Origin of the sequence: Rhodococcus tibetensis (assembly GCF_024438035.1) — a bacterium.
Classification (GTDB): Bacteria; Actinomycetota; Actinomycetes; order Mycobacteriales; family Mycobacteriaceae; genus Rhodococcus_F; species Rhodococcus_F tibetensis.
In genome coordinates this window covers 117,768-144,728 of sequence record NZ_JANFQF010000006.1, presented here as the reverse complement: position 1 = coordinate 144,728, position 26,961 = coordinate 117,768, and the positions used below count along the sequence as shown (strand labels likewise).

General features: G+C 65.6%; 28 protein-coding genes. 2 read left to right on the top strand and 26 right to left on the bottom strand.

Features of this window, described 5'->3' with window-relative positions; translation table 11 throughout:
- Positions 1-22 precede the first annotated feature (22 nt).
- From NOF53_RS09130 to rpsB, 6 genes are all read right to left on the bottom strand, one after another.
- The gene (locus NOF53_RS09130) at positions 23-733 is read right to left on the bottom strand and encodes a class I SAM-dependent methyltransferase (protein ID WP_255967485.1); all 711 of its coding nucleotides are present in this window, start codon (positions 731-733) and stop codon (positions 23-25) included.
- Positions 734-743: 10 nt separating this feature from the next.
- Positions 744-1,673 carry a phosphatidate cytidylyltransferase gene (locus tag NOF53_RS09125; RefSeq protein ID WP_255967483.1) on the bottom strand — a complete coding sequence of 310 codons (930 nt, stop codon included), beginning with the start codon at positions 1,671-1,673 and terminating at the stop codon, positions 744-746.
- Positions 1,674-1,701: 28 nt separating this feature from the next.
- A complete protein-coding gene (gene frr, locus NOF53_RS09120) occupies positions 1,702-2,259 on the bottom strand; it encodes a ribosome recycling factor (RefSeq protein WP_109330917.1) in 558 nt (185 codons plus the stop codon).
- A gap of 81 nt (positions 2,260-2,340) precedes the next feature.
- Complete coding sequence (gene pyrH, locus NOF53_RS09115) at positions 2,341-3,069, bottom strand: UMP kinase (RefSeq protein WP_255967480.1); 729 nt, start codon at positions 3,067-3,069, stop codon at positions 2,341-2,343.
- A 173-nt stretch (positions 3,070-3,242) separates the two neighbouring features.
- Positions 3,243-4,070 (bottom strand): translation elongation factor Ts, encoded by an 828-nt coding sequence (tsf, locus tag NOF53_RS09110; RefSeq protein WP_255967478.1) that lies wholly within the window; start codon positions 4,068-4,070, stop codon positions 3,243-3,245.
- Positions 4,071-4,182: 112 nt separating this feature from the next.
- On the bottom strand, positions 4,183-5,061 hold the full coding sequence (gene rpsB / locus NOF53_RS09105) for a 30S ribosomal protein S2 (protein ID WP_255967476.1): 879 nt from the start codon (positions 5,059-5,061) through the stop codon (positions 4,183-4,185).
- Positions 5,062-5,391: 330 nt separating this feature from the next.
- Here rpsB and NOF53_RS09100 point away from each other — a divergent pair, with 330 nt between their 5' ends.
- Positions 5,392-5,916 carry a M23 family metallopeptidase gene (locus NOF53_RS09100; protein WP_374212594.1) on the top strand — a complete coding sequence of 175 codons (525 nt, stop codon included), beginning with the start codon at positions 5,392-5,394 and terminating at the stop codon, positions 5,914-5,916.
- An 8-nt stretch (positions 5,917-5,924) separates the two neighbouring features.
- Here the strand turns inward: NOF53_RS09100 and NOF53_RS09095 are convergent, their stop codons facing one another.
- The 7 genes from NOF53_RS09095 to NOF53_RS09065 all read right to left on the bottom strand — a co-directional run bounded on the left by NOF53_RS09095 (position 5,925) and on the right by NOF53_RS09065 (position 14,515).
- Complete coding sequence (locus NOF53_RS09095) at positions 5,925-6,998, bottom strand: MinD/ParA family ATP-binding protein (protein ID WP_374212590.1); 1,074 nt, start codon at positions 6,996-6,998, stop codon at positions 5,925-5,927.
- A gap of 75 nt (positions 6,999-7,073) precedes the next feature.
- The gene (locus NOF53_RS09090) at positions 7,074-8,000 is read right to left on the bottom strand and encodes a tyrosine recombinase XerC (protein WP_255967474.1); all 927 of its coding nucleotides are present in this window, start codon (positions 7,998-8,000) and stop codon (positions 7,074-7,076) included.
- A gap of 618 nt (positions 8,001-8,618) precedes the next feature.
- The gene (locus NOF53_RS09085; RefSeq protein WP_255967472.1) at positions 8,619-9,398 is read right to left on the bottom strand and encodes a siderophore-interacting protein; all 780 of its coding nucleotides are present in this window, start codon (positions 9,396-9,398) and stop codon (positions 8,619-8,621) included.
- Between the two features lie 74 nt (positions 9,399-9,472).
- The gene (locus NOF53_RS09080; RefSeq protein ID WP_255967470.1) at positions 9,473-11,020 is read right to left on the bottom strand and encodes an acyl-CoA carboxylase subunit beta; all 1,548 of its coding nucleotides are present in this window, start codon (positions 11,018-11,020) and stop codon (positions 9,473-9,475) included.
- Positions 11,021-11,475: 455 nt separating this feature from the next.
- Positions 11,476-12,654: a DNA-processing protein DprA gene (dprA, locus tag NOF53_RS09075; protein WP_255967468.1), complete on the bottom strand. Its 1,179-nt coding sequence runs from the start codon at positions 12,652-12,654 to the stop codon at positions 11,476-11,478.
- Positions 12,651-14,159 carry a YifB family Mg chelatase-like AAA ATPase gene (locus NOF53_RS09070; RefSeq protein WP_255967466.1) on the bottom strand — a complete coding sequence of 503 codons (1,509 nt, stop codon included), beginning with the start codon at positions 14,157-14,159 and terminating at the stop codon, positions 12,651-12,653. Before NOF53_RS09070 ends, dprA begins: the two co-directional genes overlap by 4 nt.
- Positions 14,159-14,515 (bottom strand): YraN family protein, encoded by a 357-nt coding sequence (locus NOF53_RS09065; RefSeq protein ID WP_255967465.1) that lies wholly within the window; start codon positions 14,513-14,515, stop codon positions 14,159-14,161. Before NOF53_RS09065 ends, NOF53_RS09070 begins: the two co-directional genes overlap by 1 nt.
- Positions 14,516-14,812: 297 nt before the next feature.
- Between NOF53_RS09065 and NOF53_RS09060 the strand changes: the two genes are divergently transcribed.
- Positions 14,813-15,217 (top strand): HAD family hydrolase, encoded by a 405-nt coding sequence (locus NOF53_RS09060; protein WP_255967464.1) that lies wholly within the window; start codon positions 14,813-14,815, stop codon positions 15,215-15,217.
- Here NOF53_RS09060 and NOF53_RS09055 read toward each other — a convergent pair.
- The 13 genes from NOF53_RS09055 to ffh form a co-directional block, all read right to left on the bottom strand.
- The gene (locus NOF53_RS09055) at positions 15,129-16,232 is read right to left on the bottom strand and encodes a patatin-like phospholipase family protein (RefSeq protein WP_255967462.1); all 1,104 of its coding nucleotides are present in this window, start codon (positions 16,230-16,232) and stop codon (positions 15,129-15,131) included. The genes NOF53_RS09060 and NOF53_RS09055 overlap by 89 nt on opposite strands.
- Positions 16,233-16,257: 25 nt before the next feature.
- Positions 16,258-16,575 carry a DUF2469 domain-containing protein gene (locus tag NOF53_RS09050; protein WP_005240496.1) on the bottom strand — a complete coding sequence of 106 codons (318 nt, stop codon included), beginning with the start codon at positions 16,573-16,575 and terminating at the stop codon, positions 16,258-16,260.
- Between the two features lie 59 nt (positions 16,576-16,634).
- The gene (locus NOF53_RS09045) at positions 16,635-17,261 is read right to left on the bottom strand and encodes a ribonuclease HII (protein WP_255967731.1); all 627 of its coding nucleotides are present in this window, start codon (positions 17,259-17,261) and stop codon (positions 16,635-16,637) included.
- A gap of 50 nt (positions 17,262-17,311) precedes the next feature.
- The gene (gene lepB / locus NOF53_RS09040) at positions 17,312-18,091 is read right to left on the bottom strand and encodes a signal peptidase I (RefSeq protein ID WP_255967730.1); all 780 of its coding nucleotides are present in this window, start codon (positions 18,089-18,091) and stop codon (positions 17,312-17,314) included.
- Positions 18,092-18,172: 81 nt separating this feature from the next.
- Positions 18,173-18,514, bottom strand: coding sequence for a 50S ribosomal protein L19 (gene rplS / locus NOF53_RS09035; protein ID WP_005240490.1), 342 nt, complete (start codon positions 18,512-18,514; stop codon positions 18,173-18,175).
- Positions 18,515-18,609: 95 nt separating this feature from the next.
- Complete coding sequence (locus tag NOF53_RS09030) at positions 18,610-19,515, bottom strand: hypothetical protein (RefSeq protein WP_255967728.1); 906 nt, start codon at positions 19,513-19,515, stop codon at positions 18,610-18,612.
- A gap of 73 nt (positions 19,516-19,588) precedes the next feature.
- On the bottom strand, positions 19,589-21,898 hold the full coding sequence (locus NOF53_RS09025; RefSeq protein WP_255967460.1) for a Tex family protein: 2,310 nt from the start codon (positions 21,896-21,898) through the stop codon (positions 19,589-19,591).
- Positions 21,899-22,133: 235 nt separating this feature from the next.
- Entirely contained in the window at positions 22,134-22,826 is a 693-nt protein-coding gene (gene trmD, locus NOF53_RS09020; RefSeq protein WP_255967726.1) for a tRNA (guanosine(37)-N1)-methyltransferase TrmD, read from the bottom strand.
- A gap of 10 nt (positions 22,827-22,836) precedes the next feature.
- Positions 22,837-23,382 carry a ribosome maturation factor RimM gene (gene rimM / locus NOF53_RS09015; RefSeq protein ID WP_255967724.1) on the bottom strand — a complete coding sequence of 182 codons (546 nt, stop codon included), beginning with the start codon at positions 23,380-23,382 and terminating at the stop codon, positions 22,837-22,839.
- 13 nt (positions 23,383-23,395) lie between these two features.
- Complete coding sequence (locus NOF53_RS09010; protein ID WP_005240479.1) at positions 23,396-23,638, bottom strand: RNA-binding protein; 243 nt, start codon at positions 23,636-23,638, stop codon at positions 23,396-23,398.
- On the bottom strand, positions 23,635-24,096 hold the full coding sequence (rpsP, locus tag NOF53_RS09005) for a 30S ribosomal protein S16 (protein ID WP_255967457.1): 462 nt from the start codon (positions 24,094-24,096) through the stop codon (positions 23,635-23,637). Before rpsP ends, NOF53_RS09010 begins: the two co-directional genes overlap by 4 nt.
- 179 nt (positions 24,097-24,275) lie before the next feature.
- Entirely contained in the window at positions 24,276-25,361 is a 1,086-nt protein-coding gene (locus tag NOF53_RS09000) for an amidohydrolase family protein (RefSeq protein ID WP_255967455.1), read from the bottom strand.
- A 4-nt stretch (positions 25,362-25,365) separates the two neighbouring features.
- Positions 25,366-26,952, bottom strand: coding sequence for a signal recognition particle protein (ffh, locus tag NOF53_RS08995; protein WP_255967722.1), 1,587 nt, complete (start codon positions 26,950-26,952; stop codon positions 25,366-25,368).
- Positions 26,953-26,961: the final 9 nt, after the last annotated feature.

The following is a 26,961-nucleotide window of genomic DNA, read 5'->3' as shown; positions in this document are numbered from 1 at the left end:
CAGTAATCAAGCGGGTCGGTAGTCAATCGGTTCGCAGTACTTCCAGCCCGGCAGGCTTGCGGCGAAAGTGCACGCGGTAGCGCACGTCGAGAGCCACGCCGGGCGTCTGCGCATAAGCCTTCGCCGCCGTGCGGCGCGTGAACTCGATGCCCAGGACGCGGCGCAGCGATTCCCGATCGGGGAAGAGCCAGCGCGTCTGGACCCGGGTCAGGTCGAAGCCCTGTGCCGAGAAGAATGCTTCGACCGCGCCCGGATTGTACTGCGGTAGGTCCGCGCGCATCCACGCACCGTATGGCTCGACGCTCGCGTCGAGATCGACGACCGCGAGCGCACCTCCCGGTCGCAGCACCCGCATCGCCTCGATGATTCCGGGTCCACATCCGGGGCCGAAGAAGTAGGCGGTTCGGGCATGCACCAGGTCGACGCTCGACTCCTCGAGGGGTATCTGCTCGGCCGATCCCGCGAGAATGCGGACGTGGGGCAACTGCGACACCCGCTGCCGCGCGAGTGCGATCAGCGGCGGATGTGGTTCGACGCCGATCACCGTCCCCCCAGCTTCGGCGAAGGCGGGGAGATGGAAGCCGGAACCGCAACCGACGTCGACGACGGTCTTGCCTGCCCAGTCCAGCGTGGACCGCAGATGCCGGAACAGGGCACCGTCGATGTCCTGCGCCCGGTTCTCGATCTCATACGTGTCGGGCCAATGCCAGATGTTCGGGCTGGGAATGGTCACGGCTGGTCGGTCACACGAGGACCGTGAGCACCAGCCACGTCACGAACGCCGACGGCAGCAGGGAGTCGAGACGGTCCATGATTCCGCCGTGTCCTGGAAGCAAGGTGCCCATGTCCTTGATCCGTAGTTCACGTTTGACCTGGGATTCGATCAGGTCGCCGAGCGTCGCGGTGACTACCAGGACGGAACCGAGAAGTACGCCGATCATCGGGTTCTCGCCGAGGATCAGGGTGACCGTGAGCAGACTGCCGATCACGCAGAACAGCAGGGAACCGAAGAATCCCTCCCACGACTTCTTCGGGCTGATCGCGGGCACCATCGGATGCTTGCCGAAGAGTACTCCGGCGGCGTAGCCACCGACATCGGAGCAGACCACCCCGATCATCAGACAGAGCACCCGGCCCGCCCCGTCGTCCTGCAGCACCATCAGCACAGCGAATGAGGCCAATAGCGGAATCCACGCGGCCACGAATACCGTGATCGCCGTGTCGCGCAGGTAGTTCCGCGGGGTCGCCTTGAGCCCGTGGTCGAACAGACGCCAGACCATGCACACCAGGGCGGTGCCCGCGAATGCGCTGAGAACCCCCTCCGGGCCGAACGGCCAACCCAGCCACAGGACGGCTTGCCCGCCGACGAGAAGCGGTATCCGAGGAGCGCTGATATCGGCTTCCCGCAACCGCTTGGTGACCTCCCAGGTGGCCACGGCCATCGCGACGGACACGACGCCGATCCACACCAGCGGTATGTAGACGAGGATGAGGATCAGCGAGACACCGAGGCCGGCGCCGACGGCGATCGCCGCGGGAAGGTTTCTCCCCGCTTTCGATCCGGTGACCGGGGGTACCTCCGACTGTGCCGGATGCGTTCCCTCCGACGGCACGGAGGGCTCACCCTCGGAAATCGGTCCCCCTGGGGTCCCGTGTTCTGTTGGCACGGTCACTGTCCCCGATCCACTCCTCGTCCCGGGCTCAAACTTCGAGCAACTCGGCTTCCTTGTGCTTCACCAGCTCGTCGATCTGCGCGACGTAACGGGCGGTCGTCTTGTCGAGTTCCTTCTCGGCGCGCCCGACCTCGTCCTCCCCTGCCTCGCCGTCCTTCTGGATGCGGGACAGCTCATCCATTGCCTTGCGGCGCACGTTACGCACCGAGACCTTCGCGTCCTCACCTTTCGCTTTCGCCTGCTTCACCAGTTCGCGGCGGCGTTCCTCGGTGAGCTGCGGCACGGAGATGCGGATCAGGTTGCCGTCGTTCGACGGGTTGACGCCCAGGTCGGAGTTACGGATCGCGTTCTCGATGGGCCCGAGCTGCGAAGCTTCGTAGGGCTTGACCACCACGAGCCGGGCTTCCGGCACGTTGATACTGGCCAGCTGCGTGATCGGCGTGAATGCACCGTAGTAGTCGATGCCGATGCGCGAGAACATTCCAGGATTCGCCCGGCCCGTCCGGATGGAACCCAGATCGTCCTTGGCCACCGTGACAGCCTTCTCCATCTTCTCCTCGGCTTCGAAGAGAGCTTCATCAATCACGGCTGTTCCTCCATGTCGTTCTGCATCGATTCGTCACTGCTTCTACTTCGAGAAACTCTGGGTCGAGCGTGCCACTCACGGTCATGACTTGACGAGCGTTCCGATCTTCTCACCGGAAACCGCCCGGGCGATATTCCCCTCGGTGAGCAGATTGAACACCATGATGGGCATTTCGTTGTCCATGCAGAGACTGAATGCGGTCGCATCAGCCACCTTGAGTCCCTGTTCGATGACCTCGCGGTGCGTGATCTGCGTGTACATCGTGGCGGTGGGATCGAGGTTGGGATCCGCGGTGAACACGCCGTCGACTGCCTTCGCCATCAGCACCACCTCGGCGCCGATCTCGAGTGCACGTTGCGCGGCCGTGGTGTCGGTGGAGAAATAGGGCATGCCCATTCCAGCCCCGAAGATCACGACGCGCCCCTTCTCGAGGTGACGCTGCGCGCGTAGCGGGATGTACGGCTCGGCCACCTGCCCCATGGTGATCGCCGTCTGGACGCGGCTGTCGACACCCTCCTTCTCCAGGAAATCCTGAAGTGCAAGGCAATTCATCACGGTACCGAGCATGCCCATGTAGTCGGAACGAGCACGGTCGAGGCCTCGCTGCTGCAGTTCGGCACCGCGGAAGAAGTTTCCGCCTCCAATGACTACGGCCACCTGCACGCCGGACCGCACGACCCCGGCGATCTGCTCGGCGACCTTCGTCACGACGTCGGGGTCGAGGCCGACCTTCCCACCACCGAACATTTCGCCACCGAGTTTGAGAAGGACTCGATGAAATCCTGGTCGTTCGTCGGCTGGTTCGGACATTGCTCTCCTCGGTTCATCAGCACTCGCCGGTTCCACTACAGCCGAGCGGACCGACGGGCCGGCTCGACGCCTACAGACGGCCATCCTCATCCTGCCTCATCAGGGGGGTGGCGGCATACGTAGACCCCGCCGGGCGAGTGCGCTCGTCCGACGGGGCCATACGACTCACGCGACTAGCTCGAAGAACCGACCTCGAAGCGAACGAAGCGCTTGATCGTCACGCCGGCCTCGTCGAGGATCGCCTTCACGGACTTCTTGGAGTCCTGCACCGAGGACTGCTCGGTCAGCACGACATCCTTGAAGTACCCGTTGACGCGGCCTTCGATGATCTTCGGCAGAGCCTGCTCGGGCTTGCCCTCCGCACGGGCGGTCTCCTCGGCGATGTGGCGCTCGTTGGCGACGATGTCCTCGGGGACCTCGTCACGCGTCACGTACTTGGCCTTGAGGGCAGCAACCTGCATGGCGGCAGCGCGGGCGGCCTCAGCCGCAGCATCGCCTTCACCGGTGTACTCGACGAGAACGCCGACGGCGGGCGGCAGGTCCGCACTGCGCTTGTGCAGGTAGACGGCAACCGGTCCGTCGAAGGAGGCGATCTTGCTCAGCTCGAGCTTCTCGCCGATCTTCGCGGACTGCTCCTGAACGACGGTGTCGACAGTCTTGCCGTCGAGTTCGAGCGCCTTGAGAGCATCGATGTCGGCGGGCTTCGCTGCGGCGGCGACCGAGACGATCGACTCGGCCAGCTTCAGGAAGTCCTCGTTCTTGGCGACGAAGTCCGTCTCGCAGTTGATCTCGAGCAGGACGCCGTCCTTGGCGACGACCAGGCCCTCGGCCGTGGTGCGCTCGGCACGCTTACCCACATCCTTGGCACCCTTGATGCGCAGCTGCTCGACAGCCTTGTCAAAATCGCCGTCGGCCTCGGCGAGAGCGTTCTTACAGGCCATCATTCCGGAGCCGGTCAGCTCGCGGAGCCGCTTGACGTCAGCGGCGGTGTAGTTCGCCATGGTGAGCGAGCCTCCTCATATGTCTGTCGGGACGTAAGTCAGGGTAGTACTCGGTGCAGACCGTGAAACGGCCCTGACCATTCGAGCTCTGGTCAGGGCCGTCGTCATCGGATCAGGCCTCGGCGGCCGGTGCCTCTGCTGCGGGGGCCTCCGCTGCGGGGGCTTCGGCTGCGGGGGCTTCGGCTGCCGGAACGGCAGCTGCCTCGTCCGCGGGCGTCGCCTGCGACAGGAGTTCCTGCTCCCACTCGGCGAGGGGCTCACCGGCGCCGGCCTCGGGCTTCGCGTCCTTGTCGGCGCTCAGTCCGGCACGGGCCTGCACACCCTCGGCGACCGCGGAAGCGACGACCTTGGTGAGAAGCGCGGCGCTGCGGATGGCGTCGTCGTTACCCGGGATCGGGTAGTCGACGAGGTCGGGGTCGCAGTTCGTGTCCAGGATCGCGATGACCGGGATGTTGAGCTTGCGAGCCTCGGCAACCGCCAGGTGCTCCTTGTTGGTGTCGACGACCCACACCGCGGAAGGAACCTTGGCCATGTCGCGGATACCACCGAGGGTGCGATCCAGCTTGGTCATCTCACGCGTGAGCATGAGGATTTCCTTCTTGGTGCGTCCCTCGAACCCGCCGCTCTGCTCCATCGACTCGAGTTCCTTGAGGCGAAGCAGACGCTTGTGGACGGTGGTGAAGTTGGTGAGCATGCCGCCGAGCCAACGCTGGTTGACGTAGGGCATCCCGACGCGAGTGGCCTCGGCCGCGATGGACTCCTGGGCCTGCTTCTTGGTGCCGACGAAGAGAACGGTGCCGCCGTGGGCAACGGTCTCCTTGACGAATTCGTACGCCTTGTCGATGTACGTCAGCGTCTGCTGCAAGTCGATGATGTAGATGCCGTTGCGGTCGGTGAAGATGAACCGCTTCATCTTCGGGTTCCAGCGACGGGTCTGGTGACCGAAGTGGGTGCCGCTGTCGAGCAGCTGCTTCATTGTTACAACAGCCATAGCTGTTATCTCTCTTTCATTGCCGGTTGATGCACAGCATCGGTGATGCTCTGCCCTGACGCCCGTGACCACCGGAACTCGCATCGAGATGCGAGACCAGCCGATGGCCGATAACCTGCGCGGGCGCGCGAAGTCGGACTGTGCGAGCACAGACCGCTCGATCAGTGTACGGCCTCGGCAGCGTTCGCCCTAACCGCGCCGTGGCCCAGACACAATCCGGCGCGTCGCGCAAGAGAACAAGCACATCTGTGGATCGATCCGAGCCCATCCACAGAGCGCCCCGCGCCCGCGTTCGCGCCTCCGGACTGCGGCATCGTCGAACCCGTGACGATGATCGGTGCCGCCCTTCGGACCCTGGTGTCGGCGGCTGCCGCTGCCACCATGCTGTGCGGCGCGGTCCTCGTCGCCCTGCCCGCCGACGCGGCGCCCACCGCGGACTTCGACTGGCCACTTCACCCGCGACCGCGCGTGGTCCGGGTGTTCGACAATCCGGAGCACGACTGGCTTCCCGGTCACCGCGGCGTCGACCTGGGCGGCGTGCCTGATCAGGCGGTGCTCTCCGCAGGAGAAGGGGTGGTGGCCTTCGCGGGCACGGTGGCCGGCAAGCCAGTGGTCTCCGTCGACCATCTCGGTGGGCTTCGCACCACCTACGAACCGGTGACCGCCCGCGTCACTGCCGGTCTCCGGGTGGGTAAGGGAACGGTGCTCGGCACGCTCGAACCCGGCCATCCGGGGTGCATCATGCCCGTCGCGGCGTGCCTGCACTGGGGCCTTCGCCGCGATCGTGTCTATCTCGACCCGCTGGGTCTGGTGCGGGTGGCGCCGGTACGACTGAAGCCCGTCGTTCCGCGGTGAACCTGAAGCTATCGCCATTCCGCGACGGCGTGCCTCCCCGCCGACTCCGGGAAGTCGTCGGCCACCATCGCCGCCAGTTCGACGAATGCCTGACGCGTCTGCGGTCGCAGCAGGTCGAGGTCGACGACCGATCCCTCGGCGAGATGCTCGTCGAACGGTACGACCTTCACAGCCCGGCAGCGCTGCAGAAAGTGATTGGTCAGCTCCGTCATGTCGATCACGGACGATCCCGGCCTGGCGGCACTGATCACCACGACAGTCCGAGACACGAGGTGTCCGTATCCGTGATGCTGGAGCCAATCGAGGGTGGCCGCGGCGCTCCGCGCGCCGTCGATCGCGGGCGAGCTCACGAGCACCAGCGAATTGGCTAGTTGCAGAACACCGTTCATCGCAGAGTGCATGATGCCCGTGCCACAGTCCGTCAAGATGATGTTGTAGTACACCTGCAGGATGTCGATGACCCGCCGGTAGTCGTCCTCGCTGAACGCCTCCGAGATAGCCGGGTCCTGCTCGCTCGCGAGCACCTCGAGCCGACTCGGCGCCTGCGACGTGTGTGTGCGGACATCCGAATAGCGGCGGATTGTCGACTCGGCCGCAATGAGATCGCGAACCGTCGAATGTGTCTGCAGAGGCACCCGCTGCGCGAGCGTCCCGAAGTCGGGGTTGGCGTCCACGGCGATCACACAGTCTCCGCGCAACGACGCGAATGTCGAGCCCAGTCCGATGGTTGTCGTCGTCTTGCCGACGCCGCCCTTGAGGGACAGGAACGCTATCCGGTAGTCCCCTTGAATCGGTTGCCGGATGCGAGCGAGGAGTGCGGCATCACGCGCCTCCCCCGCCGACTGACCCGGATTCAGTGCCCCTCCCGTCAGCCGATGCAGACCCCGCCGCCACCCGCGACCAGGGGCCCGGCGCGCACGCCTGAGCAGGGCGTCCGCCACCAGATCCTGGTTGCTCACCTGATGCTGGCTTGTCAGCGGAGTGGGTTCGTCCCACGACTGCTGCCCCCAGGGGTTCGAAGCCGCGGCCCCCACCGGGGCTCCGCCACCGTCGTTCAGCCACGCCGGCTGCGGTCGAGTCAAGTCTTCACGGTCCACGATTCCCCCGGGATAGTGCAGAACAACTGCAGATTCGTGGGGCGACGCTACCAAACGGGCTCAGGCGCGGGGATGCGCCTGATCGTGCACAGCGCGCAACCGGGCCACGGACACGTGCGTATACAGCTGAGTGGTGGCCAGGCTCGCGTGACCGAGCAGTTCCTGGACCACGCGCAGATCGGCTCCCCCTTCGAGGAGATGCGTGGCCGCCGTGTGCCGCAGTCCGTGTGGTCCGAGGTCGGGGGCCCCGGGCACGGCGGACAAAACCTCGTGAACGGCTGTCCGCGCCTGGCGCTGATCCAGCCGCTTCCCGCGCTTTCCGAGCAGCAGCGCCTGCCCCGACGCCTCGGTCGCCAGGGCTGGACGGCCGATGTGCAGCCAGGAGTCGACGGCCTCGGCCGCCGGCTTGCCGTACGGCACCGACCGCTCCTTGTCTCCTTTACCGATCACGCGCAGCAGGCGCCGCTCGCGATCGACCGAGCCGAGGTCCAGGCCGCACAGTTCGCCCACCCGTATGCCGGTGGCATAGAGCAATTCGACGATGAGACGATCACGCAGGGCCAAGGGGTCCTGCTCGCGGGCACCCGATTCTGCGGCTTCCATGGCGTCGGCGGCCTGTGACTGTCGCAGGACGGCCGGCAACGTCCGGTGCGCTTTCGCCGCGCCCAGCCTGGCTCCGGGATCGATCGGGATCCGCCTCGTACGCAACAACCACGCGGTGAAGGTGCGCACGGACGAGGTCCGCCGGGCGAGTGTCGTTCGGGCGACTCCTGCAGCGGACTGGCCGGCCAGCCACGATCTCAGCACCTGGATGTCCAGTTCCGCGAGATGGGCACCGGGTGCTGTCGACAGCCAGTGATGCAGAAGCGATCTCGCGTCCGCGAGGTACGCCTTCACTGTGTGCGGCGAGCGCCCGCGTTCGAGTCCGAGATGCCGCGAGTACTCCTCGAGCACCGACTCGAGCTGCGGCGGCAAGTCGGCACTCATGGAGGCAAGAGTCGCTGCGGTGCGGCGAAAAATCAAGTGGCCGCGCCGATAAAGTTCATTCGTGCAGCGAACGATCTCCATTCCCGTGTTGTGTGTACTGGCGTTGTTGTCGGCGATCGCCCCGCTGGCCACCGACAGCCGCTTCTGATGTTGGAACATGCTGTTCGGATTCACCCCCTCCATCGCAGTGCGGTGGGCAGGCTATTACCGCCCGATCCACGCCACCGGCGAACCGGGCCAACCGATCTCGCCACAGGCACCGCCTTGAACCGGGCGAATCCGGTGACCCGAACCGGTGCGCCGGAAGAGCAACCGGCCCTCCGACCCCGCCTTACGCAGGCACTTTCCAAGCAGGTCCACTGCTCGGGTTCGGGGTTAGGGTGCTGCTCGTCGGCGGCGCTGCGTTGTTACCGCTACGACGATCGATGCCCCGTCGTGAGGGATGATCCTTGGCCCATTGTTCGTCTCGGTGGCAAGCCGCAGGTTCGTCATGGGCAATGCGACCGGTCTCGTCTCCGAACCGCCGGCCCCGACGCCGCGGTGCCGATGGCCGTGACCATGGTCGCATTTCTCCTGCTGACACGGCGGACGCATACGTCGCAACGCCCGCCGCGAATGTCAGCGCGCGGCGCCCTCGCTCGCCGCGAGTTCGGACTTCCACACGCGGAAGCCTTCCTCGGTGCGTCCACGACGCCAGTAGCCGGAGATCGATGCCGAGGAGGCGGGCACCCCCCGCTCGCGTCGCACATAGGAGCGGAGATTATGCATGACGGCCTGGGCCTCGCCGTGGATGAAGACCTGCGGATTCCCGGGCAGCCAGTTTGCGTTCTTCACCGCCCCGATCAGGGGGGCGGTGTCTCCAGATGCCTCTTCGCCGATTCGGTCCGCCGTGTCGCCGCGGTGAATCCAGGTCACAGTCACTCCTGCCGGTGAGCCGAAGCCGATCTCGTCGTCCGGCCCTGCCACCTCGAGGAAGACATGGCCCTTCGCGTTCGCATCGAGCTTCTCGACCGACGCCGAGATTGCGGGGATCGCGGTCTCGTCGCCGGCGAACAAGTACCAGTCGGCAGCGACGTCCGGGGCGAACGCGCCTCCGGGTCCTCGGAGTCGCAGAGTGTCACCCGCCGTAGCGGCCGCCGCCCAGGGACCTGCGACCCCGGCGTCACCATGAACGACGAAGTCGATTGCGATCTCACGATCGGCAGGGTTCATCGAACGGATGGTGTAAGTGCGGAGCGTGGGCTCTTCACTCGTTCCGAATTCGAGTTTCGCGTAGGCGTCGGTGAAGGCGTTGGGAATGAAGCTGTCGAATCCCGGGTCGCCCAGGTAAACGCGAACCATGTGTGGGGTCAGCCACTCGGTCCGGAGAACGGTCAATGTGGCACTCGGCTTGGCCATGCGTCACCTCTCCAGTGAATATCAGCTTGTTAGCGTTACCTAACTACGGTACAGGAGGTGAGTGCCCACGCCCTTCACAGCGGGATGAGGTGGTGCTTCTGATCGCCCCGAGGGGTGCGCTTGCCGCGGAGCAAGGTCAGGGCACGGCGAATCTCGAGGCGGGTCACCGAGGGTTCGATCACCACATCGATATATCCGCGCTCGGCGGCCGAGTACGGTGTTGCGACGTTCTCGTTGTAGGCGTCGACAAGTTGTTGCTGCAGGGTGTCGCGACCCTCACCCGCGGCCTCGAGTTCTCGGTGGTAGAGAAGACTGACGGCGGCATCGGCGCCCATGACGGCGATGCGTGCGGTCGGCCATGCGAGGTTCACGTCGGCTCCGAGCTGTTTGCATCCCATCACCGCATATCCCCCGCCATAAGCCTTGCGCACTACCACAGTTACTTTCGGCACGGTCGCGGCGGCGAAGGCCTGCAGAAAGCGGCCACCGCTGCGGAGTACACCGTGGCGCTCCTGTTCGAGCCCGGGCAGAAAGCCCGGTGTGTCGACGACAAACACCAACGGGATCTCATAGGCGTCACAGATTCGGACGAATCGCGCCGCCTTGTCGGCACTCACCTGATCGAGCGCGCCACTGAGGACGTGTGGTTGGTTTGCCACTACCCCGACAGATCGACCGTCGACCCGGGCGAATCCTGTGATGACGTTGGGGGCGGTTTGCGCTGCCAGTTCGTGGAAGTGACCGTCATCGAAGATGTTGAGGAGCAGGTCGTGCATGTCGTACGCCGCATTGTCGGAGTCGGGCATGAAGGTGTCGAGCGCCAGATCACTTTCGGTGACGTGCGGTTCGAGACCCTGATTGATGACGGGCGCCTCCTCGTATCGGCTGGACGGCAGGAAGCTCAGATATTCGCGTACCCACGCGAATGCCTCCTCCTCACTGGGTGCGACGTGGTGCACATTCCCGTTGGCGGCCTGCGCGCGGGCACCACCGAGTTCGTCGAGGGTGACGTCTTCCCCCGTCACGGATTTGATCACTCCCGGCCCCGTGACGAACATGTAGGCTTGTTCGTCTACTGCCACAACGAGATCCGTATTGATGGGGGCGTACGCCGCGCCGCCCGCACACTTGCCGAGAAGAATCGAAACCTGCGGGCACATCCCGGACAGGCGAATCTGGCGGCGTCCCATCTCCGCGTACCAGGCGAGGGAGGTGACGGCGTCCTGCACGCGTGCGCCACCGGAGTCGTTGATTCCCACGCAGGGGCAGCCGACGCGGGCGGCGAAGTCCATGATCGAGGCGACCTTGCGGCCGAACATCTCTCCCACGCTTCCCCCGAATACGGTCTGATCGTGCGAGAACACCGCGACCGGACGCCCGTCGACAGTGCCGTGCCCGGTCACGACACCGTCACCGTAGGGATTGTTCGGATCACCGGGGTTGCGGGCCATCTGCCCGACCTCGATGAAACTTCCGGGGTCGAGCAGCATCCGAATCCGTTCCCGCGGCCCAGGCAGACCCTTCTCCTCGCGACGGGCAATCGCCCTCGCACTGCCCGGATTCAACGATTGCTCGAGCCGGTTCTCCAGGTCAGCAAGCAGTTCCGCCGTGGTCATGGCCATGTGAGATCCCTCCGCGAGACGCCACCGCGGCCGGTCAGCCACTGCGCGCCGATAGTTTCCTCACCTGAAACGGTACGAGCACCGACGCCTCCCTGATCGGTGAACCGGACAGACTCTAGGCACTACGCCAGCCACCTGCTGATTTCTTCACACGTGCGCGCGAGCCGAACGACACCTGCCCTGACAGCTCAGGTCGCGGAGCGAAGTCTTCGCTGGTTGAACCCCACCGATTCCGACCCCTACGAACCGGATGCTATCAACAGGCTCAACACCTGGGCGACGAAGTTCCGCCACAGATCACCGGCAGACCCCATGTCTCACTCCTTCACGTGATACCGAACCACCTTGGTTCGTATGCGGTTGTGAGGTGCGTAATACAAGAGTTGTACCTCAGTTTGTGGTCGTTCGGGCGTATCGACTCGCGTGATCGAGAACGAGAAGGCGCCGACCGCCTGTCATCTCTGGCGCGACCACCCGGTGTCGCCGGAGTCCACGAAACCTTCCATCTCGAGCATCGGTAGCACCGCCCGCACCTTCTCGACCGCGACACCGGAGGCTTCCGACAACTCTCGAACTCCCCTTGTACCTAGCGCCGGCAACGCCTCGTACACCAGCAGCGCATCCCCCGACAATGCATCGAGATCCCGCACCGCATCCAGATCGCGCACGACCCCACCGTCGACTCCCTCACGCAACCCGATCGGCCCCGCCTCTTCGAGTACGTCACCGGCATTCGCCACCAAACGCGCCTCCCCCTCCCGGATCATGCGATTGCACCCCGTGGAGGACACCGACGTCACGGGCCCCGGCACCGCCATCACCGGGCGACCGAGCTTTCGCGCCCAACTCGCCGTGTTCCGGGCGCCACTGCGCCACCCCGCCTCCACCACGACGACACCGTCGGACAGGCTCGCCACCAGCCGGTTCCGGGCCAGAAACCGGTACTTCGCCGGCGTCGTCCCCGGCGGATACTCACTGATCACCGCCCCGTTCTGTGCGATCTGGCGCAACAACCGGGCATGACCGGCCGGATACGCCCGATCCACTCCACACGCCAGCACCGCGACCGTCAGGCCGCCGACACCCATTGCCGCCCGATGCGCAGCACCGTCAATCCCGAATGCCGCCCCCGACACAATGGTCCAGCCGTCGACAGCGAGATCACCCGCCACTTCCGCAGTGACGTGTTCGCCGTAGCCACTCGCCGCTCGGGTGCCCACAATCGAGATCGCGCGTTCGGTCAGCTCGACCAGCGAACGCGAACCCAGCACCCACAGCGCAAACGGCGCGCCGTCCTCGCGCGACGCCGACAGTGTGTCGAACCCGAGTAGCCGCCACTGCGGCCAGTCGTCATCCTCGGGGGTGACGAGCCGACCTCCCATCCCGGCCACCAGATCGAGGTCGTGGGCGGCGGTATCTACATGCGCCCGCGCAACAGTCCTCTCTCCCAGCAACTCCGCCAGATACCGCTCGCGTACCGCCCGCGCAGCCTCCTCCGGTCCCACATCATCGACGAGACGTGACAGCGCCGGGCACGGACCCTGCACCACCTTCGACAGATACGCCCACGCCAGCCGACGCGGATCATGCGCGCGCCGCGGATCATCGGCACCGCCGAGAAGTTCCACTGTCATCGAAAACTCCGATCACGAAATCCCAAAGCGGTCACCACTTGCTCCGGGCCGGGCATCGCGAGCCCGGCCAGATCGCCGACAGTCCATGCCACTCGCAATGCCCGGTCGGCGCCGCGCGCAGTGATCATCCCTTTCTGCAGCGCACGCTCGACCGGTGCGAGTGCGGGCCGGGACAGACGAAACTTCTGGCGCAGAGCCGGACCCGGCACCTCCGCGTTGGTACGCCAACCGTGGTCGTACCAACGTTCCCCCGCCGCGGAACGAGCATCGGCAACTCGCCGACGGACGTCTTCCGTGCTCTCGCCGACCTCGTCGATGAACGCGCCGGTCGCCACCGCCTGCATGCGCACGCGAAGGTCGACGCGATCGAGGAGCGGCCCCGACAACTTCCCCAGATACCGCCGCCTCGCCGTCGGCGCGCAGATGCAGTCCGCCTCACGGGCCGGGGCACACGGGCACGGGTTCGCGGCAAGGATCAACTGGAAACGAGCGGGATAACGCGCGACACCGTCCCGCCGGGCGATACGCACCTCGCCGTCTTCGAGTGGTGTACGGAGAGCCTCGAGGACCTTGGTGCCGATTTCGGCGAACTCGTCGAGAAACAGCACGCCCCGGTGTGCGCGGCTCACGGCGCCGGGTCTTGCGACACCGCTGCCGCCGCCGACGAGTGCACTGACCGTGGCCGTGTGGTGTGGCGCGATGAAGGGCGGGACGTCGATCAACGGCCGGTCGGGAGGCAGCAGGCCCGCCACCGAGTGAATCGCGGTCACTTCGAGTGATTCGTCCTCGGTGAGCGGCGGCAGTATGCCCGGAAGCCGTTGTGCGAGCATGGTTTTGCCGACTCCTGGCGGGCCGGTGAGCATCAGGTGGTGTGCGCCCGCCGCAGCGACCTCGATCGCCCACCGCGCCTCCGCCTGACCGACCACCTCGCTGAGGTCGCCGCGCACAGGCTGAACCAGGCGCTCCGTCGGCTCGGGACACTCGAGTTCGTACTCACCGCGCATCCATGCCACCGCGGATCGCAGATCACGCGCGCCCAAGACTTCGATCCCGCTGACGAGCCCCGCCTCGGGCAACGTCTGAACCGGCACCACGACCGTCGGCCAGCCCGCGTTCTTGGCCGCGAGAACCGCGGGCAGCACACCGCGAACCGCACGGAGCCGGCCGTCGAGCGCGAGTTCGCCGAGCAACACGGTCTCCCGGAGGCGATCGCGCTTGACCTGTTTGGCCGCATCGAGCACCGCTGCCACCAGCGCGAGATCGTAGACCGACCCGACCTTTGGCAGCGTCGCGGGCGACAAGGCAAGAATCACCTTCGAGTCCGGCCACTGTTCACCGGAATTAGTCACGGCGGCGCGAATTCGGTCACGCGCCTCCTGTAGCGCCGTGTCCGGTAGTCCCACGAGATGCACGGCGGGAAGACCGCGTCCGATGTCTGCCTCGATTTCCACCAGCTGACCATCGACCCCTGTCACCGCAACTGAGTGCGCACGCCCCAGCGCCATCAAAACGCGTCCCGGACATGCTCGATCTGTGGTTCCCCACCACGGTTCACCATGATCGCGACGACGTCGAACCGCACCCGCGACCAGTGCCGGCCCGAATTCCGCAGCCACTCCACCGCCAGCAACCGAATTCTTCGCTGCTTGGAGAACGTCACCGCCTCGGCCGGGCTGCCGAAACCGAGACCGCGGCGTGTCTTCACCTCGACGAATACGAGCCAGTCCCCCTCTGCGGCAATAAGATCGACCTCGCCGTAACGCGACCGCCAGTTGCGGTCGACGATCTCCATACCCGCATCGGTGAGATACCGGGCCGCCAGATCTTCCCCATGTGCGCCGAGCGCAAGATTGTGCGCCATCGCAGCCTCCGTCGACTCCCCGGCGGTCCACCGATGCGGACCGCGCCCCTGCATTACTGTGCCGCAGGGCGACTCCCGCGAGTCCCCGAAGACCGGTCGAGAAGGTTGACCTGTGGACGGAGGACAGGTTGTGGATAACTGGGCGATTCGGGTCAGGACCTGCACCCAAACCCCTGATCAGACGTGTCAAGCACGGAAGTACGCCTAAGACGTAAAACTCCACTGGCGGCCGACGGCGCCAGGCGGGAAGCTGAAGAAGAGCATCTCCACCGGACAACGTGAAGGAGAGTCGACTCCATGGTGGTCGGGTTCGACTATTGGCAGGTCATCAGCCACTACCCCGAGTATTTTCGCGAGCTCGCCGACATGCATCGGCGGGCCGGCCACGAAGTGGTCATTATCTCCGCCGTCGGAGATCGCACAGCAGGCACTGTAGAGCGCGACGTCCGCACACTGGGGTTCAGCACGGCGATACCGGTGTACGAAGTCAAGTTCGACCATCCGCGCCAAGCACCCGAATTGAAACTCGACAAGTGCCGAGAGCTACGGGTAACCGTCTTCTACGACGACCGCGACGACGTGTGCCGTCTGATGAACGCCCACGGCATTCTCGCTATGCGGGTGACTCGCCGGGACGGCTCGACGTACGACCTCGGTTCGGAGCGGGACCAGGCCCCGCGTTGTCGGTGTCGGATCCGGTGACGTCGGCTGAGTCTGCAGTGGTGACAGTAAGTCCGGCGTCGGCGAGCGCACTTTCCGTGCGATCGCGGCCCAGTTCGATCATCTCCGCCGCCCGATGGAAGTCGAGACTGCGACAGGCGGTGCGCGGAATGCGCACGAGGACGTCCGGTGGATATGCGGCAAGTTGGTAGCGAGCCAGCGTTGCCTGCATCATGTCGAGGGAACGGTTCATCACCGCGAACCGGCTGAACTTGGGGACGACCATCGCCCCGTCCGCATTCGCGCTGTCTCCGCCGGAGACGTCGACGGTGTCGTCCAGCGAATCCAGCTCCGCATGGGCCGTACCGAATCGGCCGACGACCGACCGCACGATGTCCAGCTCACGGAGCTGGGCGGTACTGCGGCGGAACCGTGCCAGCCATTCGTCGACCGGTCGCGAGTCCGCGCTCTCGTTCTCGGGAGCCTGCGACCGGTTGTCCCTGTCCTCGGCGCCGAGACTGACCGCAATTCTGAGCGCGGGCCCCGCAGCCACCAGCGGGGCCATAGGGAGCGGATCGAGCACCCCGCCGTCCGCGAGCACGCGACCGTTGAGCACATAGGGAGTGATGACACCGGGGATGGCGATCGATGCCCGGATTGCGGCGTCGACAGGTCCCCGCTGGAACCACACCGATCGTCCCGCTGCCAAGTCGGTCGCCACGGCAGTATACGGAATGGGAAGGTCTTCGATCCGGACCTCCCCCAGGACCTCACGGACCTTCTGAAGAATCTTCTCCGCGTGAATAGCGCCGGGAGCGGATACCGACAGATCCAGCAGGCGCATCACATCGAGTTGGGTCAGGCTCTGCGCCCAGCGAGTGAAGTCGTCGAGCTTTCCGGCCGCGTAGACACCCCCGACCAGAGCACCCATGGACGACCCCGCGACCCCGACTATCTCGAAACCCTGCTCCTCGAGTACCTGTATCGCCCCGATGTGCGCATAGCCGCGGGCGCCGCCGCTTCCCAGAGCGAGCGCAACGCGCTTCTGTCCGCCCATCGGCTGATCGTACGTGGAGGAAACCTCAGGACAACCCGTTGTCGGGCAACCGCAAGTCGGGCTTGTCGAGTTCCTCGATGTTCACATCTTTGAAGGTGATGACGCGCACATACTTCACGAACCGGGCGGGGCGGTACATATCCCACACCCACGCGTCGGACATGCGCAGTTCGAAGTAGATTTCACCGTCCGCGTTGTGCGGCAGCAGCTCCACCGAGTTGGCCAGATAGAACCGGCGCTCGGTCTCCACGACATAGGAGAACTGACCGACGATGTCCCGGTACTCGCGGTAGAGCGACAGCTCCATCTCGGTTTCGTACTTCTCGAGATCCTCGGCACTCATCGGTCTCGGAGTCCTCCTGCTCTGGTGTGAATAGTCATCATCTCGCACGTCCGGAACTGTTATCCACTCGGTGCCGGGGTGCCCTGTACTCGATTTCGCACCGCCGCGACGTTCGCCCACGACCGGCGGTGCTCGAGGCAAGGGCCCAACGCCTCGAGCGCACTCGTGTGTGCGGATGTGCAATAACCCTTGTGAATGGCAAACCCGTAACCGGGGTAGTCCCGGTCCATCTCCACCATGACGCGATCGCGCGTGACCTTCGCCAGGATGCTCGCGGCCGCGATGCACGCCGCCGCGCCGTCACCACCGATCACCGGCAGTGAGGGAGCGGGAAGGCCCGGCACGCGGAAACCGTCCGTGAGGACGTACCCCGGCGTGGTCGACAACCCTGCGACCGCCCGTCGCATGCCCTCGATGTTCGCCACGTGCACTCCGATGCGGTCCACCTCCTGGGCCGGAATGGACACCACACTCCACGCCAGGGCGAGCCGGGTGATGGCCGGGTAGAGCTCCTCGCGCGTGCGCTCGGTCAACTTCTTGGAGTCGTCGAGCCGTGCCAGGGCAGGGTGCGGCTTGGGGGCCAGAACACAGGCGGCCACGACGAGCGGACCCGCGCAGGCGCCCCGGCCCGCCTCGTCGACGCCCGCCACGGGCCCCAGCCCGCTACGAATGAGGGCCGATTCCATCGTCCGCAGACCGGCCGACCTGCGGATGACGATGCGTGGCGGCCAGGAAGTCACTTGCCCTGAATATCGGGTGAGCTGATGGAGCCTATCCGCGACGGCGGCAGCGCGATGAAAACCGCCTTGCCGATGACGTTGTCGAGCGGAATGGTGCCTTGCATGTCGTCGCCGACGTGATAGCGCGAATCGGCCGAATTGCTGCGGTTGTCGCCCATCACCCAGACGTGCCCGTCCGGGACGGTGACGGGACCGAAGCAGCGTGCCGATTTCAGCGCGGTGTCACAGGCCTGCGAACCAGGGACGAACGGGAAGTCCATGACGACATACGGTTCGTCGAGCGGTGTGCCGTCCACCAGGATCCGTCCCTGTTCGTCACAGCATTCGACGGTCTGACCGCCGGTGGCGATCACACGCTTGACGAGGTCGTTCTCATCCGGCGGGACGAGGCCCACCAGCGAACCGAGTTCTTGGGCGCCGCGCACCACCACGTTCGAGGAACGGGTGGAGACGAAATCCTGCGACCACGAATCGGGGCCACGGAAGACGACGACGTCACCAGGCTGCGGTTCACCGAAGTGGTAGCCAATTTTCTCGACCACGATACGGTCGCCGGTGCACCCCGCACAGCCGTGGAGCGTGGGTTCCATCGACTCGGACGGAATGAGGTACACGCGGGCGATGAAGGTCTGCAGAAGGAAACTCAGAACGAGTGCGACCAGGATGAGAATCGGCAGCTCGCGAAGGAACGAGCGAGGCTTCTTCTCCTGCTTCGTCGCATCCGTGGTGGTCGGTGCGACGGCGGGATCGCCGGTGGTCTCGGATTCCGACGACAATGCCCGCTCCTTCGAAGAATCTGTCACGAAATCAGATTAGCCCGGCACCGCGCGAGCGCAGTGCCGGGCTTATCGGAACGCTCAGCGCTTTTCCTTGATCTTGGCAGCCTTGCCACGGAGATCGCGGAGGTAGTAAAGCTTGGCGCGACGGACGTCACCGCGGGTGACGACCTCGATCTGGGCCAGGTTGGGGCTGTGGACCGGGAAGGTGCGCTCGACGCCGACGCCGAAGGACACCTTGCGGACGGTGAAGGTCTCGCGGACGCCACCGCCCTGGCGACGGATCACGACACCCTTGAAGACCTGCACACGCTCCTTGGAGCCTTCGATGACCTTGACGTGCACGTTCAGGGTGTCGCCGGGACGGAACTCGGGAATGTCGTCGCGGAGGGACTTCTTGTCCAGGAAGTCGAGAGTGTTCATCGGTGTTCCATCCTTGCGTTTTCGCAGGAGCAGAGGAACCGAGCGGCACCTGCAAGGTTCGAAGAACACCGGTGCTCGTCTGGTTCGTGCCCAGTTCAAGTAATGCTGCCTGGTCCAGGCAACCCGTCCATTGTGCCAGACGGGACCGCGCGGGACGAAATCGGCGGTGGTGCCGGATGCACTACCTCGTCGAGTTCCGCCTCCGCGGCCACCTTGGCGTGCTCGGCGGCTTCCTTCACGTGCTCGGCGCTCGGTGTCCCCGCGATGAAGTCCTGCACGAAGATCTTGGCTCGGATCACCGGCCGCCGCAGTTTCCGTTCACGCTCGAGCGCGCGCAGCATCCGCTTGGGCTTCGTGGTGTATCGCCAGCGGGCCCACGGTGCGCTCGGCCGGCTCAACCGAATCGCACCGACCAGCAGTATCGGGAAGATGAACAGACCCAGGAGCCCAGTCCAGATCTTTCCTTTCAGCAGCACCACGCCTGCGATAAGCAGGTTGACGACGGAGAGCACGCCGATCCCCACCCGCACCCACGGATCGGGTGAGTCCCGGAAGCTGGTGACGTCCATCAACTCGAGCGGCCTGAGGCCGAGCAGCAGCAGGCCTGTGACGGCGATCGCCACGAAGACGGCGTCCACCGACGCCCGGCCCTCATCCGCCCAGTACACGTCCTGCAGATAGAAGATCAGCGCGAACTCGTCGAGCACCAATGCAGCGCCGATTCCGAAGAAGGTGGCGAGTACCGCACCGGTGGTCTGGGTGCCGTCCACATACACGGCGACGAGCGCGACACCCGATACCAGCATGGTAATCACACCGAAGACGACGTGATGCACGTGATGACCGCCGGGCTTGACGTTCCCCGGCCACCACGACACCTCCGCGCGGATCATCCGCACGCTCAGCCGAATAAACAGGAAAGCCCCGAGAAACCCCAGCAGGAAGAAGAGCAGGGGCAGCCGCCCGTGCCCGACGATCTCCCGATCCAGCCATTCGTACATCGACATCCACTATCCCAGTAACGAACTGGTCACTCCATCGAAAAGCGAATGCTCGTGCCGAAATGGGCGCCGTCTACTTGCCGAAGCCTGCCTTCCGCAACGCATCCGCCATCGAGCCACCGGGGGCCGGGCGCGCATCGCGACCGCCACGTTCGCGGCCACCCTGCTGGGGTTTACCGCCTCCGCGGCGATCCTGTTGCCCACCACCGCGCGGGTTCTCGTTCTTGCGCGCGGTCGCGCCCACCTCGTCGTCCAGCCGCAACGTAAGCCCGATGCGCTGGCGCGCCTCGTCCACCTCGAGCACCTTCACCTTCACCACATCGCCCGACTTCACGACGTCGCGCGGATCCTTCACGAAGCTGTGGGACATGGCGGAGACATGCACCAGCCCATCCTGGTGCACGCCGATGTCGACGAAAGCACCGAATGCCGCCACGTTGGTGACCACCCCCTCGAGCGTCATCCCGGGCTTCAGGTGCGCCACCTTCTCGATCCCCGCGGCGAAGGTTGCAGTCTTGAACTCCGGCCTCGGGTCCCGCCCTGGCTTCTCCAGCTCACTGATGATGTCCGTGACCGTGGGGAGTCCGAAACGGTCGTCGACGAAGTCTGCGGGATCGAGGCGGCGGAGAACCGCCGTGTTCCCGATGACGTCCCGTACGCCGCACCCACTGGCGCCGACGATCTTGCGCACCACCGGATACGCCTCCGGGTGCACGCTGGACGCATCGAGCGGATCGTCACCATTGGGAATGCGGAGGAAGCCGGCGCACTGCTCGAACGCCTTGGGCCCGAGTCGCGCAACGTCCTTGAGTCCCTTACGGCTCCGGAACGGGCCATTCTGGTCGCGGTGCGCAACGATGCTCTCCGCGAGGGAACCTGCGATACCGGACACGCGGGACAGCAAGGGAACGGATGCCGTGTTCACGTCAACACCCACAGCGTTCACCGCGTCCTCGACCACAGCGCCGAGGGACCGGGCGAGCAGGGTCTCCGAGATGTCGTGCTGGTACTGCCCGACACCGATCGACTTGGGATCGATCTTGACCAGCTCGGCGAGGGGATCCTGCAGGCGGCGGGCGATCGACACGGCGCCGCGGATGGAGACATCGAGGTCCGGCAGTTCCTGCGACGCGTAGGCGGATGCCGAGTACACGGAAGCGCCGGCTTCGGATACCACGATCTTGGTGAGATTTTTGGCGCCGGACTTGGCGATCAGCTCCGTGGCGAGCGCATCGGTCTCGCGAGATGCGGTGCCGTTTCCGATCGCGATCAGCTCCACACCGTGGCGAGACACCAGGTCGGCGAGGGTGGCGAACGCAGCGTCCCGTTTATTGTGAGGCTGGTGCGGATAGATGGTGTCGTGCGCAACGACCTTGCCGGTGGCGTCGACGACGGCGACCTTCGTTCCGGTGCGGAAACCGGGGTCGAGACCCATCGTGGCACGGGTTCCCGCCGGTGCGGCGAGCAGCAGGTCGCGCAGATTGTTGGCGAAGACATCGACCGCGTCCTTCTCCGCAGACTGACGCAACCTCATCCGGACGTCGATGCCCAACGTGATGAGCAGTTTGGTCTTCCACGCCCATCGCACCGTGTCGAGTAACCACTTGTCGGCCGGCCGGCCGCGGTCGGCGATCCCGAACCGGCTTGCGATCCGGCCCTCGTAGACGGTCGGCTCACCGGGAACCGGCTCGTCTCGGTCCGGAGCCAGCGTGAGCGTGAGTACCTCTTCCTTCTCGCCACGCAGCACAGCAAGGATCCGGTGCGAGGGAAGTGTAGTGAACGGCTCGGAGAACTCGAAGTAGTCGGCGAACTTCGCGCCTTCGGTCTCCTTGCCCTTGCGGACGACGGATACCACCTTGCCGCGCGTCCACATCAACTCACGCAGATCGCCCACCAGGTCGGCGTCCTCGGCGAAGCGTTCGACGAGAATCGCCCGCGCACCCTCGAGCTGCTCGGCCGTATAGGACGCGGGGTCGGTTGCGGGATCGGTGATCAGGGCGTCGGCAACAGGCTCGTGGCCCGCTTCCCGGGCGATCTGCGCCTTGGTGCGCCGCTTCGGCTTGAACGGCAAGTAGATGTCCTCGAGCCGCGCCTTGGTCTCGGCCGTCATGATCTGTCCGCGCAGCTGATCGTCGAGCTTGCCCTGCGATTCGATCGATTCGAGCACCGCGACCCGCCGTTCGTCGAGCTCACGCAGATAGCGGAGCCGTTCTTCGAGCTGGCGAAGCTGAGCGTCGTCGAGGGTCCCGGTGACTTCCTTGCGGTAACGGGCGATGAAAGGAACGGTGGCCCCGCCGTCGAGGAGGTCCACGGCGGCCGCGACCTGTCCCTCCCGGACGTCGAGTTCCTCGGCAATGCGCTGGTTCACGGTCTTCAGAGTCACAAAAATGGACCCTACCGCTACCCTGGGACATCATCGTCGGCGGTGAGGCCGTCGCGGGAATTTTCGGGACAAACGTCGTGTCGGCGCCGGTTGCCTGCCCGACGAGAGTGCTCCTCGCGATGACTCTGGCCGCCGCCTGCACCATTCCGACTGCTACACGGCCAGCCGGCGACGAGAGGCGGTGGTGGGCGCCGACGCATGGATGAGGCGTGGAGGAGTTTACGTAGACGCTAGCTCAAGGCAACAGGTCCGGCCGTCGCTCGGCGGTGCGCCGCAACGATTGCTCGTGGCGCCACTGCGCAACCTTGGCGTGGTCACCCGAGCGCAGCACCGGTGGGACGTCGAGTCCGCGCCATGTTGCAGGCCGGGTGTAGCTGGGGCCTTCGAGGAGTCCGTCGGAGAACGAATCCTCTTGGTGGGACTGCTGATTGCCCAGAACGCCGGGGATCAGGCGGACGAATGCCTCGACCATGACGAGCACTGCTGCCTCACCCCCGATGAGGACGTAGTCGCCGATGCTGACTTCTTCGACTCGAACGCGCCGGGCAGCATCGTCGATGACTCGTTGGTCGATGCCCTCGTAACGCCCACACGCAAAGACGATGTGCTGCTCCCCTGCCCAGCGTTCCGCCGTCGCCTGCGTGAACGGGACGCCCGCCGGTGTGGGAACCACCAGGAGCGTGTCGGCGTCGTCCCCGCCCGCTGCCAGGACCTCGTCCAGGGCAGGCCCCCAGACGGTGGGTTTCATGACCATTCCGGGACCACCGCCATAGGGCGAGTCGTCGACAGCTTTGTGGACGTCGTGCGTCCAGTTCCTCAAGTCGTGCACGTCGACGGTGAGGAGGCCCTTGTCGATTGCCTTGCCGAGCAAGGCCGCTCGGAGGGGCTCGAGATACTCGGGAAAGATGGTGACCACGTCGAGACGCATGGTTACCGGCTCACTCACTGTCGGTGGATTCACCGAAGTCGGGGTCGAGCAACCCTTCCGGTGGGTCGATCTCGACGACACCGTCGGCCACGGACACCGAGGTGACGATCGCGGCGACGAACGGGACGAGGAGTTCGGGCGCTCCCTCACGACGGATCGAGAGCAGTTCGCCTGCCGCCGAGTGCAGCACCTCGACGACGCTGCCCACCGGAGTACCGTCCGCCAGCCGAACGGCAAGGCCCTCGAGTTCGTGATCGTAGAACTCGTCCGGGTCCCCTGACGGCTCGAGTTCCGCGCTGTCGATGACGAAAAGCGTGCCGCGCAACGCATCGGCGGCAGCACGGTCCGCTACACCCTCGAGGCGCAGCAGAAGCCGCCCGGAATGCTCCCGGGCGGCTTCTACCGTGTATGTGCTGAGCTTTTGCTCCCGCGGCTTGCGGCCCCGCAGCACGGCACCGAGGGCGAAACGCTGTTCGGGTTCGTCGGTACGAACCTCGACGACGATCTCCCCTTTGATGCCGTGTGACTTGGCGACACGGCCGACGACGAGGTCCACTGCTGTGCGGCCGCTACTGATCGGTGTCGACGACGTCGACACGAATCCCGCGGCCACCGATACCGGACACCAACGTCCGCAGCGCTGTCGCAGTGCGACCGCCCCGCCCGATGACCTTGCCGAGGTCGTCAGGATTGACGTGAACCTCGACAGTGCGCCCCCGACGCCCGGTGATCAGCTCGACACGAACGTCGTCGGGATTGGCGACGATGCCACGAACGAGGTGCTCCACGGCATCGGCGACGACGGCACTCACTTGTCAGCAGCCTCGGAGTTCTCGGCCTCTGCACCCGAAGCGTCGGCGGCAGCCTCGGCGTCATCGGCCTTGGCCTTCTTCTTCTTGGGGGTGATGGCCTCGGACACGGGCTCGTTCTCGGCCTGCGCCAGCGCAGCCTGGAACAGCTCCAGCTTGGACGGCTTTGCTTCCTTGACGCGAAGTGTGCCCTCGGCGCCCGGCAGGCCCTTGAACTTCTGCCAGTCACCGGTGATCTTCAGGAGTGCCTCGACGGGCTCGGTGGGCTGCGCGCCCACGCCGAGCCAGTACTGCGCCCGCTCGGAATCGATGTCGATCAGTGAGGGCTCTTCCTTGGGGTGGTACTTGCCGATCGTCTCGATCGCCCGGCCGTTGCGGCGGGTGCGGGCGTCGGCAACGACGATGCGGTACTGCGGGTTCCGGATCTTGCCGAGCCGGGTGAGCTTGATCTTGACAGCCACTGCTGTACTTCTCCTTCGGTGCGCACACCAAGTGCACACATTGTCACGTGCAATTCAGCGACGCACAGGAATAGTGCGCCCGGTTTTGCCTCTCACCTGTGACCGCCGCGCGGTACGGAACCGGAAGCGACGAACAGCGGATCATTCTGCCAGACGAACACCGTCAGGGTAAAACCAGGTCATCGGGCCTTGACGATATTTCCGCGCAGCAACACGACGTCGGGCGCAGCGAGCGCATCGCTTCCGCTACGCGGGTCGTCTTGGAAGACGAGCAGGTCTGCGGGTGCACCGGGTTCCAGCCCGGGGTGCCCCAGCCAGGTCCGGGCATTCCAGCACGCGGCGCCGAGCGCGTCGGTCGGCGACAGTCCGACGGCCTTCAGCTCCTCGACCTCGTCGGCGACCCGGCCGTGCACGATGGATCCGCCTGCATCCGTGCCTGCATAGATCGGGATCCCGGCCTCGTGCGCTGCGCCGATGGTGTCCTTGACCCGCGAGTGCAGGTCGCGCATGTGAGCCGCGTACACCGGGTACCGCGTCGCGGAGTCGGCGATCCCGGGGAAGGTGGCGATGTTGATCAGCGTCGGGACGAGGGCCGTACCGTGCGCCACCATCAGCTCGATCGTCTCGTCGGTGAGTCCGGTGCCGTGCTCGATACAGTCGATACCGGCGTTGATCAGACCGGGCAATGCGTCCTCGGCGAAGACGTGGGCGGTGACCCGTGCACCCTCGCGGTGGGCGGCGTCGATGGCCTCCACCAGAATGTCGTCGCTCCACAACGGTGCGAGGTCGCCGACCGACCTGTCGATCCAGTCACCGACCAGTTTGACCCAGCCGTCACCGGCGCGTGCCTGCCGCGCGACCTCGGCCGGCAGTTGCTCCTCGTCGTCGAGATCCACCGGCAGCCCGGGGATGTATCGCTTGGGTGCGGCGATGTGCCGACCCGCGCGGATGATCCGGGGCAGGTCGACCCGCTCGTCGAGAAAGCGGGTGTCGACGGGCGAACCGGCGTCGCGGATCAAGAGGACACCGGCGTCGCGCTCGGTCTTCGCCTGCGCGATCAGCCCCTCGGTGCTCTCGCCACCGCCGCCACCGAACTTGATACCGACGTGGCAGTGGGCATCGACCAGCCCGGGAACGATCCACCCCGAATCACACACGGTCTCGGCACCGGCGATCGGCTCGGTGGAGACGACACCATCCTCCACCCAGTATTCGACCGGCTGCTCATCGGGCAGGCCGATACCCCGGAAGTGCAATGCGCTCATCGAATCACTTCTTCGGAAGCTTCAACTGCGACAGGTCGATGCCTTCGAGGCCGGGCGGTAGCTCGTCCAGCCCCTTCGGCATGCTCGACAGATCCGGCATGCCTGCCGGAAGGCCACCGGGCATTCCTGGGAAACCACCCGGCATGCCACCGGGGAATCCGCCGCGCACCTTCGGCGGCGTCGGACCCTTCCCGCCCTTCTTGCCTTTCTTGCCCTTCTTGCTGCTGCGCTGCGGCTTCCGCGACCCCGGCATGCCCATCCGCCCGGCCATCGCCGCCATCATCTTGCGGGCTTCGAAGAAGCGATCCACGAGCTGATTTACGTCGGACACCTTGACGCCCGAACCGTTGGCGATCCGAAGCCTGCGGGACGCATTGATGATCTTGGGGTCCTCGCGCTCGGCCGGCGTCATTCCTCGGATGATGGCCTGGACCCGGTCGAGTTGCTTCTCGTCGACGTTGGCGAGAGCGTCTTTCATCTGGCCGGCGCCGGGAAGCATTCCGAGGAGATTGCCGATGGGCCCCATCTTGCGGACCGCCATCATCTGCTCGAGGAAGTCCTCGAGGGTCAGCTGCCCCGAGCCGATCTTCTGCGCGGTGGCCTCGGCCTGCTCGGCGTCGAAGTGCTGTTCGGCCGCCTCGATGAGGCTGAGGACGTCACCCATGCCGAGGATGCGGCTGGCCATCCGGTCGGGGTGGAAGACGTCGAAGTCCTCGAGCTTCTCGCCCGTGGATGCGAAGAGGATGGGCTGTCCCGTGACCTCACGGACGCTGAGCGCGGCGCCACCGCGGGCGTCACCGTCGAGCTTGGTGAGCACGACACCCGTGAATCCCACGCCCTCACGGAATGCTTCGGCGGTGCTGACCGCGTCCTGACCGATCATCGCGTCGAGAACGAAGAGAGTTTCGTCCGGATCGACGGCGTCGCGGATGCCAGCTGCCTGAGCCATCAGATCGGCATCGATACCGAGGCGACCTGCGGTGTCGACGATGACCACGTCGAACTGCTTGTTACGTGCCTCATCGAGACCGGAACGCGCGACCTCGACCGGATCGGCCGCGGTGACTCCGAGCGCGTTGTCGCCGCCACCGATCGACGTGCCGGGGTGCGGCGCGAAGACAGCGGTGCCGGCGCGTTCACCGACGATCTGCAACTGGGTGACAGCACCCGGACGCTGCAGATCGCATGCCACGAGCAGCGGGGTGTGCCCCTGGTCGCGCAGCCACTTGGCGAGCTTGCCTGCCAGGGTCGTCTTACCGGAACCCTGCAGACCGGCCAACATGATGACTGTCGGCGGTGTCTTGGCGAACGCGAGACGACGCGTTTCACCACCGAGGATTCCGACGAGTTCCTCGTTGACGATCTTGACGACCTGCTGCGCCGGATTGAGCGCCGCGGACACCTCGACACCCTTGGCCCGTTCCTTGATCCTCGCGATGAACGCGCGAACCACGGGCAACGCGACGTCGGCCTCGAGCAGAGCCAACCGGATCTCACGGCACGTGGCATCGATGTCGGCCCCGGAAAGGCGACCTTTGCCACGCAGATCCTTGAGGGCTCCGGTCAACCTGTCGGAAAGGGATTCGAACACCGAGTGCGC